This window comes from Paratissierella segnis (assembly GCF_014385195.1).
In the GTDB taxonomy this organism is placed as follows: Bacteria; Bacillota; Clostridia; order Tissierellales; family Tissierellaceae; genus Paratissierella; species Paratissierella segnis.
This window is the reverse complement of the sequence record NZ_JACRTG010000003.1, coordinates 1-18514: the sequence shown is the minus strand read 5'-3', so window position 1 is coordinate 18514 and position 18514 is coordinate 1. Positions and strand designations below refer to the sequence as shown.

Below are 18514 nucleotides of genomic sequence, written 5' to 3'. Positions count from 1 at the left end.
TTTGTCTCCTTTTTTATATTTGAAAACTTAAAGTTTTCTTATTAGATTTAGTTTAAATTATCCCTATTTATGAAATGACATGAAGCAAAATGTCCTTGTTCTATTTCTGTTTTTTCCGGATACTCCTTAAAGCACTTATCTTTGCTCATATAACATCTTGGTGCAAAATAGCAGCCCGGCCCATTATCAATTGGAGTCGGAGGTTCTCCCTCTATTTTTATTGGATTTGATTTTTCAAGTATATCTATGGATGCACAGTTTGATATCAGTGTTTTTGTATACGGATGTGCAGGATTGTGCAGCACGCTGTCTGTTATTCCGGATTCAACTATCCTTCCTAAGTACATTACAACTATTTTATCTGATATATACCTTGTTGTATTTATATCATGACTTATAAATACCAGTGCAGTATTTAAATTCCTAACCTGCTCCTGAAGCATTTTAATTATTTCCGCTCTTACAGAAACGTCAAGCATTGAAACAGGTTCATCAGCTACAAGGAATTTCGGTCTTAAAAGCATTGCTCTCAGTATGGAAATACGCTGAAGTTGTCCTCCTGACAGTTCATGAGGAAACCTATGCAAATAATCATCCACTGGAGTTAGTCCGACTTTTTCCATCGCATCCTGAGTTATTGAAGCTCTTTCATCGCGCGTTTTCCCAATACTATGCAGCTTTAATGTTTCATCAATGATTTTATCTATATTATTCCTCGGATCAAATGTATCAAATGGATTTTGAAACACCATCTGAATCATCCTTTTATACTGAAGCCTATCATTTTTAAGCATTTCTTCAGAGGATACACCATTAAATAAAATCTTGCCTCCAGTAGGCTGTTCAAGGTTTGTCAGGAGTTTTGCCAAAGTGGATTTTCCACACCCAGACTCCCCTATAATGCCCATTATTTCCCCTGATTTTAACTCAAAACTAATACCATCGACAGCCTTGACAGTTTTTTTAACTGACCTAAATCTGTTTTTTCCTTTTATTCTTTGTGTATAATGCTTAAATACATCAGTTATTTCCAAGGTGTAATTATTTTCCATATCAACAGTCCCCTCCTGCAAAATTGCACATAACCTTTCGCCCATTTTCCACTATGTGTGTTTTTGGAGCCGTATAAAGGCAGATGTTTTCTTTTTGCGGACATCTATCTTTAAAAATACATCCTTCGTGCGGAATACTCAAATCCGGCAAATATCCCGGTATACTTCTCAGTTCTCCCTTTTCGCCTTTTAATGGCGGGAATGATTTTAACAATCCCTTGGTGTAAGGGTGTTTTGGATTTAAAATAACATCTTCCACAAGTCCAAATTCGACTAGGTATCCAGCATACATTACGGCAATTTTCCTACACGTATTCGCTACTACAGACATATCATGGGATATCATAATTCTAGCTATTTTCAGTTTTTTCTCAAGTTCCGCTATTTCGTTTAATATCTGTCCCTGAGTAATAACATCCAGTGCTGTTGTTGCTTCATCCATGATAATTAATTTAGGATTATGCATAAGACTAAGCGCAATAGATACCCTTTGCATCATTCCTCCTGAAAGTTCATGTGGATACATCGTATAAACCCTCGTAGGCAAATTCACCATTTCAAGAAGGTTGATAATTTTTCCTTTAACTTCATCACTATCAGCTGAGCCATCATGAATGGTATAAATATCAGCCATTTGACTTCCTATTCTGTGTATGGGACTTAATGAATTCATTGATTTCTGAAATACAATGGATATTTCTTTCCACCGTAAATCATTGAACTCGTCTGTACTTAATTTAAGCAAATCTTTGTCCTCAAATAACACTTCACCTGTTACATCAGCATTTTTGGGCAAAAGCTTCAGTAAAGCCAAAGCCAGAGTTGATTTCCCCGAGCCTGACTCTCCCACTATACCGACTGAATCCTGCTTGTCAATATCGAAGGATACATTGTTGACAGCAAGTACGTTTTTAGTTTTACTCCTATAAACAACGCTTTCATTCTTGATTGATAGTAATTTCATAACATCCTCCTAATTATTGCTGTTTAGCTTTGGACTCAGTATATTATTCATTCCATCGCCAATCAGGTAAAATGCCAGAACTGTAAGAACTATAGCAATCCCTGAAAATGTCGATATCCACCAGCCGTTTGTAAGGTATGATTTCCCATTATACACAATCTGTCCCCAGCTCATGACATTTGGGTCCCCAAGTCCAAGAAAGCTGAGAGCCGATTCCGTAAGTATAGCATCTGACACATTCATGGTTGTATTTGCAATAATGGGGAATATACCGTTTGGTATAATATGTTTAAGTAAAATTTTAAACTTACTTTCTCCGATTGTCTCCAGAGATTTCACAAAAGTCCTTTGCTTTAATGAAAGAGCTTCTGCTCTCATAAGCCTTGCATTTCCAGTCCATGTGGTTATACCTATTACCACCATTACATTAAACATGCTTGACCCAAACAACGCAACTATGATAAGTATCAGAAAGAAAGTTGGCATCATCAAAAATACATTTATTACCTCGGACAAAACAGCATCTATTTTCCCGCCGTAAAATCCTGAAATACCTCCTATAAGCGTTCCCATAATTCCTGATATGGATGCAGCTACAACACCTATTAATATGGAAGTGCGTGCACCATACAGTATCCCGCTGAATATATCCCTGCCAAGCCCATCTGTTCCAAGTATATAATTATTAGATGGCGGACTTACCATATCATCATTTAATTCAAAAGGGTCGTGTGTAGCAATTAGTGGTGCAAATATAGCCAGCAAAATTATCAGGGCTAACAATATAATACCTGCTTTCAGCTGCTTTACATTGTTTATAGAGGAGATTATTTTTTTAATTTTCATTTTAAAATTGCCTGATTTATTCATTTTTGCAATCCTTTCTATCTCAATCATATCTTATTCTTGGGTCGATAATGGCATAAACAACATCAACAACTATCATACAGACAGCTATGGAAACCGACAGCAAAAGATATATTCCCATAAGAAGCGGATAATCCCTTTTTGATATTGCTGTCATCATCAATCTGCCCATGCCAGGCCATGCAAATACGATTTCAATAATAGCAACGCCTGATATCACATAAGCCAGATTAATCCCAAATACCGTTACTGTAGGAAGTATGGCATTTTTAAACACATATTTGTTAAATATTCTGTTTTCTTTCATACCCGCTGCCCTGAACGTTGTTATAAAATCCTCTGACATTGTTTGGATTACTGAAGATCTTGCTATCCGAAAATAATATGGTATCTGAATCAGGGTCACTGTTGTGAGAGGAAGTACCAAGTGCCATAGGATATCAATGACCTTAGCTATCCCTTCGCTTTGAGTTCTTAAATCTACCATCCCGGCTGTTGGAAAAACTTTCAGCTTTGATGCAAATATAAGGATAAGCATAAGCCCCAGCCAGAAATTTGGGGTTGAATCAAACAAATAAGACAGACCGTTCATAACAATATCAAACTTAGACCCCCTTTTTCTTGCTGCTAATATGCCTAATGCTGTCCCGATTACCAAAGCAAGTATTATGCTTGTCAATGCCAAAAGCAGCGTAGGACCCACTTTCTCAAGTATCAATTTACCTACGGGCTCGTTGCTCATAATGGAATATCCCAAATCTCCTTTTAATAATGTTTTTATATAATGGATAAACTGGACATATATCGGTTTATCCAACCCATACTTTTTCGTTAATGTATCAATCATTTCCTGCGATGGATTATCCTTTCCAGCCAAAAGGTTTATGGGATTCCCAGGAGCCAGATGAATCAGCGAAAAATTAATGATTAATGAAACTAAAATTACAAGAATTCCTGTTAGTACTCTTTTTCTAAGATATCTCGCCATTATATTTCTCCTTATAAAAATATATTGATTATCCTTGAAATCAATTCTAGTACAATAGCCTAAAAGCTTACTGTTGAAAGCGATTTCTCTAATTAAGTTAAATCTCCTACTTCATTTATTTTAACAACTATGGACAGAAGCAACTACTATGGTAATCATTCTATATATTCTTCAAAAGGTCTTTTAATGTCTCTAAATTCATCAACCTTTTCTCTGTAATGCTCATATAAATAATTAATCATAAAATAAATAAAGCTTATGACAGGTGAAGTATCTATTATCCCTGATCTTTCATTTCTGCTTAAATTAAATACCAGCGAATAATCGGACAAATCTTTAAGCGGATTAATAGCGCTGTCTGTTATTGTAATAACAGTGCTGTTGTTATTTTTAACTGTCTCTGTTAGTTCCTTTGTATATTTGTAGTGAGGTGCAAACGATACTACAATGGTTGCGGAATCTTCATCTATATCATCAAAAGTATACAAATTCTCATACATAAGTTTTGAAAAATATACTCTGCTTCTAATGCTATCAAGAAGATGTAGCAGTTCGGAAGCTGTACCGAAGGAATCCATGTAGCCTATTATTAGAACTCTTTTTTTGTTCATTAAAACATCACAAATTTCTTCGAATTGTTCAAAATCAATGTTTTTATAGGCTTTTCTAAATTGTAATATCTGCTTTTGTATCCAGTCATCCATTTCCATATCAGATAATTCGTTCATAAAAAAAGCTTTATTGATATCTATATCATTATTGTGCATATTATTAACCACACTTTTTTCCATTTCCCTGCGCATATGTGTAAAGCTTTCGAAACCTAATGCATATGAAAATCTGATAACCGTAACCTCGCTTACAGAAACCTTTTTACTTAATTCAGCCGCTGTATCAAATATAACGTTTTCAAAATTATCAATTATATACTTTGCTATCTTTTTATGAGACTTCGTCAATGTTTCATATTTCCCCTTAACTAAGTTAATAAAATCCATCTAACACCTCCTAATGAATAATTTAATTCATTATTGTATGTATTGTATTTTTTTATTCATAATTTTATATTATCATTTTTTTTGACTTTGTCAATATATATTTACAAAATGTTGTGATTATACTGAAAATAGACAATATGCTCATTATGCTTGAAATACTATCAAATACTTGACGAATTACTACTTTCATAGAAATAATATTTATTAGAGACAAATAGTTATTGACTTATGGAATTTGGGGTAAATTTATTATATATCAAGAAAAGGAGGTAATAAGATGGAATATTTAAAAGTTGAATTTCCTGGCGGACTGAGAGTTGATGCAAAGTTAAGAGGGCATACCATATGTACTGATCAGCCGAAAACATCTGGTGGAGAGGATAGTGCCCCTTCACCTTTTGAACTTTTTCTCGGATCAATCGCAACTTGTGCAGGAGTTTTTGCGCTATCATTTTGTAATAATAAAAACATCTCAACCGATGGAATGAATATTTCCATGGAACTTGAAAATGATAGGATCACTGGTTTAGTAAAGAAAGTATACTTAAATCTACAGTTACCTGAAGGTTTCCCTAAAAAGTATGAATCCGCAATAATTAAATCCATGGAACTATGCAGTGTAAAAAAGCACCTTCAAAATCCTCCGGAATTTGAAATAACAGCAAATTAAGAAAAACACGGTACTCATAATCCTCTAAGTACCGTGTTTTTGTCCATAATCATAATTCGGCTGGTCACTGTCTTACAGACTCCCCTTCTAATGAAGGTAAGTGTATTATCTTTTATTGATCATTTCAACCAGCATTTTGTTTGCCAATTGTGGATTTGCCTTACCCTTGGAGGCCTTCATTATTTGACCTACTAAAAATCCCAGAGCACGATCCTTCCCATTTTTATAATCTATTATTGATTGCTCGTTTTCGTCTAGGATCTTTTCGATTAATGATAATAGCTCGCCTTCATCGCTAATTTGAATCAATCCTTGTTCTTTAACAATTACTTCCGGAGCTTTACCAGTATCAAACATTTCCTTAAGTACTTTCTTTCCGGTATTATTATTTATCCTTCCATCCTTCACCAATTTCAATAAATCGGCAAGATCTTTTGATGAAATTTTTAAATCTTCAATTTCCAGCTCATCATCCTTAAGCCTTCTTAAAACATCGCCCATTATCCAATTGCTAACAAGTTTACTGTCATTTATGTATTTAACAGTATCTTCAAACAATGAAGCTAACTCTTTAGTCTGTGTTAGGACTCCTGCGTCATAAGATGAAAGCTCATATTCCTTTATAAATCTATCCTTCTTATCATGAGGCAGTTCGGGAAGAGATTCCCTAATTCTATCTATTTCTTCTTCAGTTAATGAGACAGGAGGGATATCTCCATCAAATGCAAATCTATAGTCTGCTGCTCCAAATTTTCGCCTCATTAGAATGGTTTCACCTTTAGATTCATCCCATCTTCTAGTTTCTCTTTCAGTGTTATTACCTTCTTCTAACAAAGTAATATGTCTCTTTTCCTCAAATTCTATAGCCTTTACTACACCCTTAAATGAATTAAGGTTTTTAATTTCGCTTATATTTGACTTTTTACCGGATTCCATATTTACTACATTGATATTAACATCACATCTCAGTGAACCCTCTTCCATTTTTACATTGGATACTCCAATATATTTCAATGTCGCCCTTAGTTTATCCAGAAAAAGTCTGGCTTCTTCTGCAGAACTCATATCCGGTTTTGTAACTATTTCAATCAAAGGTACTCCACACCTGTTAAAATCAAGCAGTGTACTACTTTCGTCTGTGTGAAGCTGTTTTCCTGTATCCTCTTCTATATGAATTCTTTCAAGATTTATCTTCTTTGTTTCTTCTTCAAGTTCAATCTCTACATATCCTCCATCGCATAATGGAAGATCTGCTTGGGAAATTTGATATCCTTTTACTAAATCAGGATAAAAATAATTTTTTCTGTCCATACGAACTAAATTGGATATCTTACTATTAAAAGCAATACCAGCTTTTATCCCAAATTCCAGAGCTTCTTTATCTAACACCGGTAATGCTCCGGGCAAACCTAAGCAGACAGGACAAACTAAAGTATTAGCTTCAGCACCATATTCATTAGCACAATTACAGAAAACCTTGTGCTTAGTTGCCAGTTCAACATGAATTTCGAGACCAACAATTGTTTTGTAACCCATTATAGCACCGCCCTTTCATAGCCTAAAGCGGCTTTAATTATATTTTTTTCCATAAATCTATCACCCGTTATTTGAAGCCCAACAGGTAGTCCATCAACTTTACCCATTGGAATTGACATTGAACAAAGACCTGCAATATTTATAGGTACTGTATATAAATCGGATTTATACATTTCAACAGGATCATTTATTATAGAATTAAACTCAAAAGGCAACATTGTTGATGTCAATGATAAAATAATATCATGATCTATAAAGGCATTATCATAGTCTTGCTTTATAAGTGTTCTAACCTTTAATGCTTTCTTATAATGTTCCTCCGCATATCCGGCACTGAGGGAATAAGTACCTATCATTATTCTTCTTTTTACTTCTTCCCCAAACCCCTCTGTTCTTGAATTAGTATATAATTCATCCAATGTCTTATAGTCCTCTGCTCTATGACCATATCTGATTCCATCGAACCTGGCAAGATTTGAACTTACCTCAGATGTCATTATAATATAATAGGTTTCAAGAGCATATTTCAGATGAGGTATTGATACAAAATCTATCTTGGCTCCTTGCCTTTCAAATACCTTAACAGCCTCATCGAACAGCACTTGAATTTTCTTATTAGATACTCCCATTTCAGCATATTCCTTAGGCAATGCCACCTTCAAACCTTCTAATAAATTGATGCTTTCGTTATCATCATCACCTATAAAAACGCCCGAATTTGATCTTCTTGAGGATGTGGAGTCCCTTCTGTCATGACCGGCAATAGCATTGAGCATTAAAACCGCATCTTTTACATCCCTTCCAAATACGCCTACCTGATCCAAAGTATTCGCCATTGACACAACACCGTATCTAGAAATCATTCCATAGGTTGGTTTTAATCCTACAACTCCACAATAGCTTGCAGGTTGTCTTACAGAGCCTCCAGTGTCTGTCCCTAAGGCCAAAGGCACCTCATTAGAACATACTGCCGCTGCCGATCCGCCTGATGAACCTCCCGGTACACGACTTGGATCTACCGGATTTTTTGTAGTTCCAAAGTATGATGTTTCAGTAGAGCCCCCCATGGCAAATTCATCCATATTTGTTTTGCCAATAATTATACCATCACTCTTCTTAATCTTTTCAATAACAGTTGCATCATATGGAGGAATAAAATTCTCCAGCATCTTTGAAGCACAGGTTGTTCTCATTCCCTTGGTAACGATATTGTCCTTTATCCCAATAGGTACCCCTGCCAATACACCTACATTTTCATTATTTCTTAGCTTTTTGTCAACTGCATCAGCAGCTTTTAAAGCCTCTTCTTTGTTCAGTGTAATAAAGGCATTGATATTAGGCTCAATTTCTTCAATTCTTTTTATATGAGCTTCTACAATATCCTTACTTGAAATTTCTTTATTTAAAAGTTTTTCTTTCATTTCCCAAGCTTTAAGACTTGTTATATCCACATTATCACCCCTTCTATTCCACTACCTTTATGATTTTAAAATATCCGTATTGCTGCTCTACAGTATTTTGAAGTACCTCTTCTCTTAAAAGAGTTTCATTTTCTTCATAATCTTTTAACTCTCCTGCTTCATCACTAACCATAAAGGTTGGCTCTACATCTTCTGTATTTACTTCCTTTATAGTATCAACAAATCCAATTACCTGGGCAAATTTCTCCGTGAACATATCAATTTCTTCTTCCGGAAACTTTAGCATCGCAATATCTGCAATATATAGCACATCATCTTTTGTTATCATCTTAAAAATCCTCCTTTCTTAAATTAACAGCTGATAATTATTTAGGTCTAGCCTTCGATGTCAAATCCGATATTTTTCACTTTTAACTCTTAGCTACTCAATATGTCTTTTAGTTCTTCTTCCCTAATTATCCTTATCCCCAGTTCTACAGCTTTATCATATTTTGATCCGGGGTCAACACCTACTATTACAAAGTCCGTTTTCTTGCTTACAGAGCCTGATACCTTGCCGCCAAACTTCTCAATTTTTTCTTTTATGTCATTTCTCGTTAAGCCTTCTATAGTACCGGTTATAACTACCGTCTTGCCGGTAAAGATAGATTCCTCAGTCTTTACCTCTTCGTAATAAGGTTTCACACCTTCGCTTAATAATTTGTTTAATGATGATAATATCTTTTCGTCATGGAAAAATTCCAATATGCTTTCAGCAATAATACCCCCTATATCTCCGATATCAATAAGCTCTTCATATTTTGCATTCATTATATTGTCCAAAGACTTAAAATGATTTGCTAAATCATTTGCAGTTTTTATACCTACATTTGGAATTCCCAATGCATATATAAATGATGCTAATGTAACATTTTTACTTCTTTCAATTGCATCTAACAAATTTTTTGTTTTCTTATCTTTAAATCCCTCAAGATTTATTAAATCCTCATACTTTAATTCGTAAAGTTCCGGTAAATCCATCAAATCCAATTCTTCAAGAAATTTTTCTGCAGTCTTTTCACTAAACCCTTCTATATTCATCGCATCTCTACTTGAAAAATGAACTAATCGGGAAACTAATTGAGGCTTACAAGACAGAGAATTGGGGCAGAATATATGAACGCCATTGTGATATAATTCGCTGTTGCAAGCCGGACAATGAGTCGGTTTTTCTATTTCATAGGTTTCCTCATCGGTCTCCAAGGTTCCTAAGATTTCAGGTATTACATCGTTTGATCTTCTAATCAGAACTCTGGAATTTATTCTAACACCTTTTCTTATTATATCATCATAATTATTCAGAGTAGCCCTTTTAACTGTCACTCCCCCGATTTCAACTGGTTCAAGTATAGCAGACGGCGTCACCTTAGCTGTTCTTCCAACATTCCATTGAACGGCTAACAGCTTTGTACTTACTTCTTCCGCCTCAAATTTGTATGCAATCGCCCACCGCGGAAATTTGTTTGTATATCCCAATACCTCTCTGGTATGCAAATCATTTATTTTAATTACCATACCGTCAGTTAAGATATCCAAATCTCCCCTATGGTCCTTGATTGCTTCAATTTCTCCTATTAAATCATCAATAGAGTCAAAGCTTTTAAAAAATGGAAAAACAGGTAATCTATTTTCCCTTAAGAAATCTATCATCTCCAAATGGGTTTCAAATCTCTTCCCCTCAATATATCCTATATTATAAAAATAAGCTGTTAAATTTCTTTTTTTAGTTTCACCGGTATCAAGGTTCCTCAATGCTCCTGCTGCTGCATTCCTTGCGTTTTTCAAAGGTTCTATAGCATCCAGATTATACTTTCTTAGAGCTGACAGCGGCATAAGTCCTTCCCCTTGTATTTCAATGGTATTGGGAAAATTGATTTTCATAGGTATGGATTTAATAGTCTTGATTTGTTCCAAAATGCCCTCTCCAATTAATCCATTGCCTCTAGTTGCTCCTTGAACCAACTCACCATTATTATAAGTAAGATTTATCGTAAGACCATCAAATTTATATTCTAAAATATATTTTGGATTCGGCAATTTATCTGTATTATTTTGATTATAATCATCAATTGTCTTTCTTACCCTAATATCCCAATTTCTCAAATCACCATAGGACTGACTTTTACCAAGACTCCACAGTCTTCCCAAATGGACATGTTTTTCAAATTTTTCTAATATATGTCCGCCTACCCTTTGTGTAGGTGAGTAATTCAAAATATAGCCGGTTTCATTTTCAAGACTTACCAGTTCATCATAAAGTACATCATATTCCTTATCGCTTACTTTAGGGTTATCCAAAGTATAATAATTATAGTTTAAATCATCAATTATATCGATAAGTTCCTTGATCCTTTCTTCCTTTAACATAACAGCCCTCCTATATTACCTCAATCGGTGCTATGGATTGTAACAATCGCTTAAGACCATCATTGTCGAATGCAATAACAAGCTCCCTATCTCCGTCTCTTTCCTTTATCTGTACTACAGTACCTACTCCCCATTTTTTATGTTTCACTTTCGACCCTATTTCTATACTTACATCAGATATATTTCTTTTAACAGGTTTAATTGGAATAAAATTGTTAATATCGTAATCTACGATATTGAGTAAATTTTCTTCCTTTGGTCTTTCTTCTTTATTATTTCCTAGTACATTAAAAATTTTATTTGTTTCCGTTTTCTCAATTGTATCTCCCATCTCATCTATAAATCTAGAAGGAATTGTATAGCTTGTACTGCCATATATAGTCCTTTTCTCTGCACTTGTAATGTATAAAACTTCTTTGGCTCTGGTCAAAGCAACATAACAAAGTCGTCTTTCTTCTTCCATATCATCATCACTGTCAAAGGATCTGGATATAGGAAATAATCCTTCTTCCATCCCAACCAAAAATACTACCGGAAATTCCAGTCCTTTAGCGCTATGAACTGTCATCAACGAAATCAAATTATCATCTTCAACTGTTTTGTCAACATCTGAAAGCAATGATACAGATGCCAAAAAATCTTCCATATCGGATTCCGGATTTTTTTCTTCAAATGTCAATGCAACAGATAAAAAATCTCTTATATTTTCTATTCTAGTACGAGATTCTACTGTATCATCTTTTTCTAAATCAGCAACATATCCCGATGAATTGATTACATCCTCAATAAAATCTTTTAGACCCATTATTTCCATTTTCGCCATTAAACCATTCATCAATTCAACAAAAGGTTTAACACTATTTTTAGCTCTTTGGGATAAGCTATTTACGCTATCAATGTCTAATAGAACTCCATAAATTGAGTCGTTCGTTTCAATTGCATAATCCTGTATCTTAGCTAAAGTAGCATCTCCTATACCTCTCTTTGGAGTGTTTATAATCCGCCTTAAGGAAATATTGTCATTTGGATTTTGGATGAATTTAAGATAAGCAAGTATATCTTTTACTTCCTTTCTATCATAGAACTTCAACCCACCAACGAGCTTATAGGGAAGTCTTTCATTGACAAAAGCCTCCTCAAAGATTCTAGACTGGACGTTGGTTCTGTAAAGAATTGCGATATCTGAAAGCTTATATCCTTTAAATACAAGTTCATGTATCTTTCTTGACACATAATAAGCTTCTTCTTCCGAGTATTCCAATCGTTCATAAAGTACTGATCTGCCTTCATCCTTGGCTGTCCATAGATTTTTATCTTTTCTGCTGCTATTATTTTTAATAACGGAATTTGCAACATTTAATATACTTTGTGTAGAACGGTAATTTTGCTCCAATAATACGACTTTTGCTCCTGGAAAATCCTTCTCAAAGTCCAATATATTTGTGATATCTGCATGTCTCCACGAATAAATGCTCTGGTCAGAATCCCCAACTACGCAAATATTTTTAAATCTCTCTGATAATAATTTAACCAATCTATATTGAATCTTATTGGTGTCTTGATATTCATCTACAAATATATATTTAAACTTTCTTTGATAATAATCTAATATCCCGGGATTTAACTCAAATAGTTCAACCGCTTTTATCAATAAATCATCAAAATCCAATGCGTTGTATTCCTTTAGCTTGTTTTGATATAATTGATAAAGTTCTCCTACATTTCTTTCCCTAAAATCTTTATAGTTTACATTTATATACTCGTCCGGGTCGACTTGGGAATCCTTAAAAGAACTTATCCTAGACAATATTGTTGACTCTTTATAATTTTCTTTATTTAGATTTCTTTCTTTGATGCATTCTCTGATCAAGGTTACCTGATCATCTCTATCATAGATTGTAAAGCTTCTATCATAACCTATCTTATCGATATTCCTTCTCAAAATTCTAACACATATTGAGTGGAAAGTACCCATCCACATATCATCTACACTTGTTTTAAGAAGGCTTGCAACTCTTGTCTTCATTTCATTTGCCGCTTTGTTTGTAAATGTTATAGCTAATATATTTCCCGGAAATATATTCATCCCTTTTATTAGATACGCTATTTTATGTGTAACAACTTTTGTTTTTCCAGAACCTGCCCCTGCCATAATAAGCAAAGGTCCTTCTGTATGAAGAACCGCCTCCTTCTGCCGATCGTTTAGTCCTGCTAAAAAATCCATAATGTCCCCCTTCCTAAACTTATCTCTTACCTATTAATTATATAGTATTGGAGAGATAATTCCAAATAAAAAATAAAACCAGTCATAACTAGTTTTTTAGTATGACTGGGTATTCACCTTTCTGCCCCCAATGCCTTGAATACTATGTTCCCAAAATGCCTCATCTAATCCGTATTTTTTAAATTCAGCTATAGACTACCTCCTTACTGCATTGTTTCATTACACCAAAAACATAGATAATTTTGTGATTTTTTACCTATATTTTTGTAACATGAGTAGTAGTTCTTATATATAAATACTAATCTATAAATTAAACTCCCCAATTAATAAGCCTTTAACTTCATCTGAACTTATTTTATCATCATTTTGTATTATATTCCAAAATACTTCTTCCTCTTCAGGTGTTAAATATAGTTCTTGCTTAGATTCTTTGGCAGTACTCATCCTAACACCTCCATAAATATATCTATGTAAAGTCCGCCTATATTAATTTTTGTATCCTTTAAAGAATCAGGCACTTTAGCTCACTCCTTTTTGATAAATACTAATGGGGCTGTCGCACTAAATAATTAGTGCACAACCTCTTTTCTATGTAAACAAATAAATCCCAAGCTTCGAAAAGTAAGGGATTTATGGTAAAATATTAGTATGCAAAAACCAATTATCTTACATAAAAATTATACAATTAATCAAAGCTTTTATCAACTAAAACTTCCATTAGAAATGGATTGTATAATCCCAGATGATGATTCTGTGCGTTTGCTAAGTCAATTTATAGAGGAGATGGATTTAAGAGATTTGTATATGACTTATTCCTGAATTCGGGGAAATCAAGCAACGCCACGACAAATACTGAAGATTGTACTCTATTCTTACATGAATCATATTTATTCCTCGAGGGGTTTGGAAACTGCATGTACCCGTGATATCAATTTCATGTATCTTCTTGAAGGTTCTCCAGTACCAGATCATGCAACATTTGCAAGATTTAGAAGCCTTCATTTTGCCCAATGTGCTGAAAATATCCTTGCTAAAATGTCAAATTTTCTTTATGACATAGGAGAAATATCGGGTGACGGCATTTTTATTGATGGTACTAAGATTGAGGCATGTGCTAATAAATATACATTTGTATGGAAAAAGGCAGTAACTAAGAACCAAGCTAAACTACTAATAAAACTAGCTGATTTTGTTGCAGAATGTGAAGAGTTATATGGTATTAGACTTGTATATCAAAACCAGGTAAAAATAAAACATATTAAGAAACTACGAAAGATGTTATACAAACTAAAACAGGAAGAAAATATTGAGTTTGTCCATGGTAAAGGAAAGAGAAAATTACCACTACAGCGTTCGATTGAAAAATTAGAAGATTATCTTAACAGACTAAAAGAGTATACACAGAAAAGGCTGCGTATAATGTTCAGCATGGTGTAGATTCTGAGTACATCACGTGGCTTTCAGTCGGACCTCAGCCAACAGATACTACAACACTCATTTTATTTTTAAGAGGTATGGAAAAGCATCTAAAATTTAAATATGAAAAGATAACAGCTGATGAGGGATATGAAAGTGAAGAAAATTATGCATACATTGAAGACAATAATCAGATAGCATTCATAAAACCAGCAAACTATGAAATTTCTAAAACTAGAAAATATAAGAGCGATATCGACCGCATTGAAAATATGGAATACAATAAAATTGAAGATTACTATATATGCAAAAATAATAAAAAATTTACAGTAAGTAAAGTAATAATAAGAAAAAGCAAAACTGGATAAAAGTGAAAAAACTATATATACCTGTGAAGATTGCAGTAACTGTGAATACAAGAGTAAATGTATAAAAGGTAATAACAGCAAGACAACATTAGAAGAAAGAATTAAGAATCTAGAGATATCTAAATTATTTAATAAGCTGAGAAATGATGAACTTGAAAGAATTCTAAGCAAAGAAGGTTGCAAGCTTAGAATGAATCGAAGTATTCAAGTAAAGGGTTCCTTTGGAGAATTAAAACAGGATATGGGATTTAGAAGGTTTTTATGCAGAGGAAAGCAGAATGTACTGGCAGAGAGTATACTGTTAGCAATGGCACATAACGTAAATAAACTACATAATAAAATCCAGTAAGATCGAACAAGGACATATCTTTTTTCACTAAAAGAAAGTGCTTAAATTAGAATCTTAAAAATTATATATTTAGAAAAAAGTCTTATTTGTGGAGGATTATTAAAGTATCCCTATTTTTAGATAAATGTGAATTTAATCTGTAAAAACATTAATAAAATTGGTAATATGAGGTAAAAATAGACTGTGCACTAACAATTATTATTTGCTAATGCGACAGCCCCATTGGTAAATTGTGCTAATTATTATCTTTTACTTTTATTTTGGGTATCTTAATAAATAAAGTTGGTATTATGCTTATCAAACCGAATATCGCAAATATATAGAAAACTGGAACATAACTACCTACCCTGTCAAAAACTATGCCTGCTATAGTTGAAACTTGAGAAGAAACAAGAGCGGCGACAAACAAACAAAGCCCCTGTATTCTTGGAAACTCTGCATTCCCAAATAGATTGCCTATTCCTATTGCAACCACCTGCATTGTGCCAACCATTCCAATTGCTGCACTTATATAAAATAAATACATTAATACAGGTGTTTCAACAGATGCTTTTGTTGCTCCTAAGGCTCCCAGACACATGAATCCAACACATCCGGCAACCAGATATAAAGGTTCAATTCTATCACTAAGTCGGTTAATAATCAGTGCGCCTAAAAGGCTTGATATTACTTGGAATGATTGAGCAGTTGCTAGATTCTCAGTAGTTAATCCAATTCCCATAAAATATAATGAACCAGGCGAATATAATAGATTGGATACACAAAACCCTCCCATGCACATTATTATTATTGCCCATAATGAATAAGATCTTATAGCTTCATTATATTTAATATCCTCACCATTTGGTCTCTTATAAACATTTGAATATTTACTAATGGTATTTCCCTTTTCTAATATATCTAACATGGGGTCTAAATTATCTGGGCATTGTCCTACATCAGAAGGTTTATTCTTCATGAATAAAAGTGTAACAACTATACTTATTGCTCCACCTATGGCCATAATATACCAGCCATAGCGCCAATTGCCACCACTAAGACTAGTAGCCCATCTTATAATGTGTGGTGTGAAAAATCCAATTATCGCTGCACTAACTGTTCTCATGGCAGACCCACTCCCTCTTTTTTTTACAAACCAAGTATTAACAAGCGTTTGCGCAGCAAGCTGTGATGCACAAAACCCAGCAAAGCCAAAGAAAAAACCATATCCAAGAATAAAAAAAAATGGACTTTTATCAATTAAATTACCAAATAGCAAACCAGTAATTACTGCTGTGATGCCGCCCATTAAATATACTGATTTTGCCCCCCTTTTTATAATGTGTTTTCCTAAGAATAATCCTGGAATGCCTTGCATTAACGCAAATACTGTATAACCCAATCCATAAGTAGTAGCGCTTAATGTTACTGATGTATCTTGTCTCATCAGCCCATTTGAAAACTGAGTCGCTTGCATTCCAACTGTACTAATTAATGCAGTACTTACTGCACAAGAAAGCATAACTACCCAACCGTAATAGAATGATTTACTATTATTAGTCGTTCCCATAATCTCCCTCCCTCAAATTGTTTAATTTAATTTAATTGCATTGATTGTCATATACTATACTTCCTAAGATAGTTGATTTTTTTACTTAATAGCTACATCAAAACTTTGATTTCTATTTTCATCATAGTAAGGGAATCTCGATACAGTGGCACGTATTTTCTTCTGAATCATATTTGGCTCCCCCCATATAATAATAACTTCTGTACCAGGTTGACAGTACTCCAAATCCAATGAACATAAAGAAATCATTTTTTTATAATAATAAGTATATACTCTACCACTACTTACACCAATTAAATCACCTTGAGCATTAACTACTTTATCCTGATGTAATACAGTACCAATCCCTTTGTAAATCATATCATTTACTTCATCAAAATCTTTGTATGTTTCACCTTCAATAAATCTTGAGGCATAGACATCTAGAATACCTTCTGTATTCCATTCTAAACTAACCATATCCCTAGTCTGATTCTCTACTAACTTCTCTAGTGCTTTTCGTCCAATAAAATCATGATCGAATTTTATAGTCTTTTTCCATCCCAATTCAACAGGGTTTGCATATCCAGTTGCTTCTTTACCAATACTACCTACTACATTTCCTTTATTGCTTGGGCTTCCAGGTAATTTCATCATAAAATGGTCTCCAAATTGAGGAAATCCATTTTCTGTATGCTGCATCATATATGTATGCCAACCCAATCGTCTTATCCCATACTCAATTCCTGCCTTATAGATCGTATCATATATTGATTTTGCATCAGATATATTGCCATGAACTTCATATGCAAGACTACCAGCCATTCCTAATCTAACTATTCTTACTTCTTTACCGTCTATTCTAGTATTTATAAACCTCATAAATTTAACATCTTCCAACCCATCATCTGTTACAGAATTTAATACCTTAAAACTATTTGGTCCTCCTACTTGGAAAAGAAATTTATCATTAGTTAAATCCTTAAATTCTAAATCATAATTCCCCTCCTCATTTTTCATAGCAATCACAAGACTCCACATCCAATATGTTTCAAATTCATCCTCTGCAGTCTTCAGTATGACCCCATCAGAAGTTATATAGCCCTCCTCATCACATGTAATACAATGTTTGCCAGAATATACAGGAAATTTTGAAAACGTATTTACACAGTATTTAGAAAGAAACTTTTCTGCTTCTTTACCTGAAAACCTATACAATGGAGAAGGATTTAATCCTCCATGTATATAGCATGTTTTTTTCCATGAAAGTTGTTCATCCTTCCATCCAGTAAATTCATATGGATATAAAAAATTCTTTAAAACAGTAGTATACAGTATGTTTTCATGGTAAAAAGGTAAATAGTCACTAATTTTAGGTTCCAAATCTGGTCTTTCAAAAATTTTAAGCACATCTTCATATCTTTTTTCAATACTCATTTTATTACCCCTTTCTATTCAAACAATATTTGAAATATTTGATTTATTTATTATATTCTATCAACGATTATAGTTAATGTAACCGTAACAAAAGTCAAAAATAAATTTTAATTTTTGTACAAAAAGTACAGTTTAAAATGGACAATCACTTAAATAATAATTATACTATTCGATAGTGTAAAGTAGCCTATGAAAAACAGAGTCAAAGAAATTAGGCTCAAATGAACCTAGAAAATTGCAAAATATATTTAAACTTGGTGCGCCGCCACCCTTGACAGCATGCCAAAACA

At 33.7% G+C, this 18514-nt stretch carries 17 protein-coding genes; 4 read left to right on the top strand and 13 right to left on the bottom strand.

What is annotated here, in order from left to right:
* Positions 1–47 precede the first annotated feature (47 nt).
* The 5 genes from H8707_RS00710 to H8707_RS00690 form a co-directional block, all read right to left on the bottom strand.
* Positions 48–1052, bottom strand: a complete 1005-nt coding sequence (locus tag H8707_RS00710; protein ID WP_262428226.1) for an oligopeptide/dipeptide ABC transporter ATP-binding protein — start codon at positions 1050–1052, stop codon at positions 48–50.
* 1 nt (position 1053) lies between these two features.
* On the bottom strand, positions 1054–2016 hold the full coding sequence (locus tag H8707_RS00705) for an ABC transporter ATP-binding protein (protein ID WP_262428225.1): 963 nt from the start codon (positions 2014–2016) through the stop codon (positions 1054–1056).
* Between the two features lie 9 nt (positions 2017–2025).
* Positions 2026–2913 carry an ABC transporter permease gene (locus H8707_RS00700; RefSeq protein ID WP_262428224.1) on the bottom strand — a complete coding sequence of 296 codons (888 nt, stop codon included), beginning with the start codon at positions 2911–2913 and terminating at the stop codon, positions 2026–2028.
* Positions 2906–3871: an ABC transporter permease gene (locus H8707_RS00695; RefSeq protein ID WP_262428223.1), complete on the bottom strand. Its 966-nt coding sequence runs from the start codon at positions 3869–3871 to the stop codon at positions 2906–2908. The genes H8707_RS00700 and H8707_RS00695 overlap by 8 nt, the downstream gene beginning before the upstream one ends.
* A gap of 155 nt (positions 3872–4026) precedes the next feature.
* Positions 4027–4869 carry a MurR/RpiR family transcriptional regulator gene (locus H8707_RS00690; protein WP_262428222.1) on the bottom strand — a complete coding sequence of 281 codons (843 nt, stop codon included), beginning with the start codon at positions 4867–4869 and terminating at the stop codon, positions 4027–4029.
* Positions 4870–5146: 277 nt separating this feature from the next.
* Here H8707_RS00690 and H8707_RS00685 point away from each other — a divergent pair, with 277 nt between their 5' ends.
* Entirely contained in the window at positions 5147–5539 is a 393-nt protein-coding gene (locus H8707_RS00685) for an OsmC family protein (RefSeq protein WP_262428221.1), read from the top strand.
* A 105-nt stretch (positions 5540–5644) separates the two neighbouring features.
* On the opposite strand, the gene gatB is transcribed toward H8707_RS00685, so the two are convergent.
* The 6 genes from gatB to H8707_RS00655 all read right to left on the bottom strand — a co-directional run bounded on the left by gatB (position 5645) and on the right by H8707_RS00655 (position 13570).
* Positions 5645–7075 (bottom strand): Asp-tRNA(Asn)/Glu-tRNA(Gln) amidotransferase subunit GatB, encoded by a 1431-nt coding sequence (gatB, locus tag H8707_RS00680; protein WP_262428220.1) that lies wholly within the window; start codon positions 7073–7075, stop codon positions 5645–5647.
* Positions 7075–8526 (bottom strand): Asp-tRNA(Asn)/Glu-tRNA(Gln) amidotransferase subunit GatA, encoded by a 1452-nt coding sequence (gatA, locus tag H8707_RS00675; protein WP_262428219.1) that lies wholly within the window; start codon positions 8524–8526, stop codon positions 7075–7077. Before gatA ends, gatB begins: the two co-directional genes overlap by 1 nt.
* Before the next feature lie 13 nt (positions 8527–8539).
* Positions 8540–8824, bottom strand: a complete 285-nt coding sequence (gene gatC, locus H8707_RS00670) for an Asp-tRNA(Asn)/Glu-tRNA(Gln) amidotransferase subunit GatC (protein WP_262428218.1) — start codon at positions 8822–8824, stop codon at positions 8540–8542.
* Positions 8825–8913: 89 nt separating this feature from the next.
* Positions 8914–10902 carry an NAD-dependent DNA ligase LigA gene (ligA, locus tag H8707_RS00665; protein WP_262428217.1) on the bottom strand — a complete coding sequence of 663 codons (1989 nt, stop codon included), beginning with the start codon at positions 10900–10902 and terminating at the stop codon, positions 8914–8916.
* Between the two features lie 10 nt (positions 10903–10912).
* Positions 10913–13126 carry a DNA helicase PcrA gene (gene pcrA / locus H8707_RS00660; protein WP_262428216.1) on the bottom strand — a complete coding sequence of 738 codons (2214 nt, stop codon included), beginning with the start codon at positions 13124–13126 and terminating at the stop codon, positions 10913–10915.
* A 303-nt stretch (positions 13127–13429) separates the two neighbouring features.
* Positions 13430–13570 carry a hypothetical protein gene (locus H8707_RS00655; protein WP_262428215.1) on the bottom strand — a complete coding sequence of 47 codons (141 nt, stop codon included), beginning with the start codon at positions 13568–13570 and terminating at the stop codon, positions 13430–13432.
* Between the two features lie 375 nt (positions 13571–13945).
* Here H8707_RS00655 and H8707_RS00650 point away from each other — a divergent pair, with 375 nt between their 5' ends.
* The 3 genes from H8707_RS00650 to H8707_RS00640 are packed head-to-tail and all read left to right on the top strand — an operon-like array spanning position 13946 to position 15259.
* A complete protein-coding gene (locus H8707_RS00650; RefSeq protein ID WP_262428336.1) occupies positions 13946–14563 on the top strand; it encodes a transposase in 618 nt (205 codons plus the stop codon).
* An 11-nt stretch (positions 14564–14574) separates the two neighbouring features.
* Entirely contained in the window at positions 14575–14910 is a 336-nt protein-coding gene (locus H8707_RS00645) for a transposase (protein ID WP_262428335.1), read from the top strand.
* Entirely contained in the window at positions 14903–15259 is a 357-nt protein-coding gene (locus H8707_RS00640) for a transposase (protein WP_316699568.1), read from the top strand. The genes H8707_RS00645 and H8707_RS00640 overlap by 8 nt, the downstream gene beginning before the upstream one ends.
* Positions 15260–15494: 235 nt before the next feature.
* On the opposite strand, the gene H8707_RS00635 is transcribed toward H8707_RS00640, so the two are convergent.
* Both H8707_RS00635 and H8707_RS00630 read right to left on the bottom strand, forming a co-directional pair.
* Entirely contained in the window at positions 15495–16808 is a 1314-nt protein-coding gene (locus H8707_RS00635) for an MFS transporter (protein ID WP_262428214.1), read from the bottom strand.
* Between the two features lie 81 nt (positions 16809–16889).
* Positions 16890–18224, bottom strand: a complete 1335-nt coding sequence (locus H8707_RS00630) for a hypothetical protein (protein ID WP_262428213.1) — start codon at positions 18222–18224, stop codon at positions 16890–16892.
* Positions 18225–18514 lie beyond the last annotated feature (290 nt).

Bases quoted from the DNA above. Each gene is read 5' to 3' on its own strand.
- H8707_RS00635 (WP_262428214.1), bottom strand. From the start codon at position 16,808: ATGGGAACGACTAATAATAGTAAATCATTCTATTACGGTTGGGTAGTT.
- H8707_RS00690 (WP_262428222.1), bottom strand. From the start codon at position 4,869: ATGGATTTTATTAACTTAGTTAAGGGGAAATATGAAACATTGACGAAG.
- H8707_RS00710 (WP_262428226.1), bottom strand. From the start codon at position 1,052: ATGGAAAATAATTACACCTTGGAAATAACTGATGTATTTAAGCATTAT.
- gatC (WP_262428218.1), bottom strand. From the start codon at position 8,824: ATGATAACAAAAGATGATGTGCTATATATTGCAGATATTGCGATGCTA.
- H8707_RS00700 (WP_262428224.1), bottom strand. From the start codon at position 2,913: ATGATTGAGATAGAAAGGATTGCAAAAATGAATAAATCAGGCAATTTT.
- gatB (WP_262428220.1), bottom strand. From the start codon at position 7,075: ATGGGTTACAAAACAATTGTTGGTCTCGAAATTCATGTTGAACTGGCA.
- pcrA (WP_262428216.1), bottom strand. From the start codon at position 13,126: ATGGATTTTTTAGCAGGACTAAACGATCGGCAGAAGGAGGCGGTTCTT.
- H8707_RS00630 (WP_262428213.1), bottom strand. From the start codon at position 18,224: ATGAGTATTGAAAAAAGATATGAAGATGTGCTTAAAATTTTTGAAAGA.
- ligA (WP_262428217.1), bottom strand. From the start codon at position 10,902: ATGTTAAAGGAAGAAAGGATCAAGGAACTTATCGATATAATTGATGAT.
- H8707_RS00705 (WP_262428225.1), bottom strand. From the start codon at position 2,016: ATGAAATTACTATCAATCAAGAATGAAAGCGTTGTTTATAGGAGTAAA.
- H8707_RS00685 (WP_262428221.1), top strand. From the start codon at position 5,147: ATGGAATATTTAAAAGTTGAATTTCCTGGCGGACTGAGAGTTGATGCA.
- H8707_RS00695 (WP_262428223.1), bottom strand. From the start codon at position 3,871: ATGGCGAGATATCTTAGAAAAAGAGTACTAACAGGAATTCTTGTAATT.
- H8707_RS00655 (WP_262428215.1), bottom strand. From the start codon at position 13,570: ATGAGTACTGCCAAAGAATCTAAGCAAGAACTATATTTAACACCTGAA.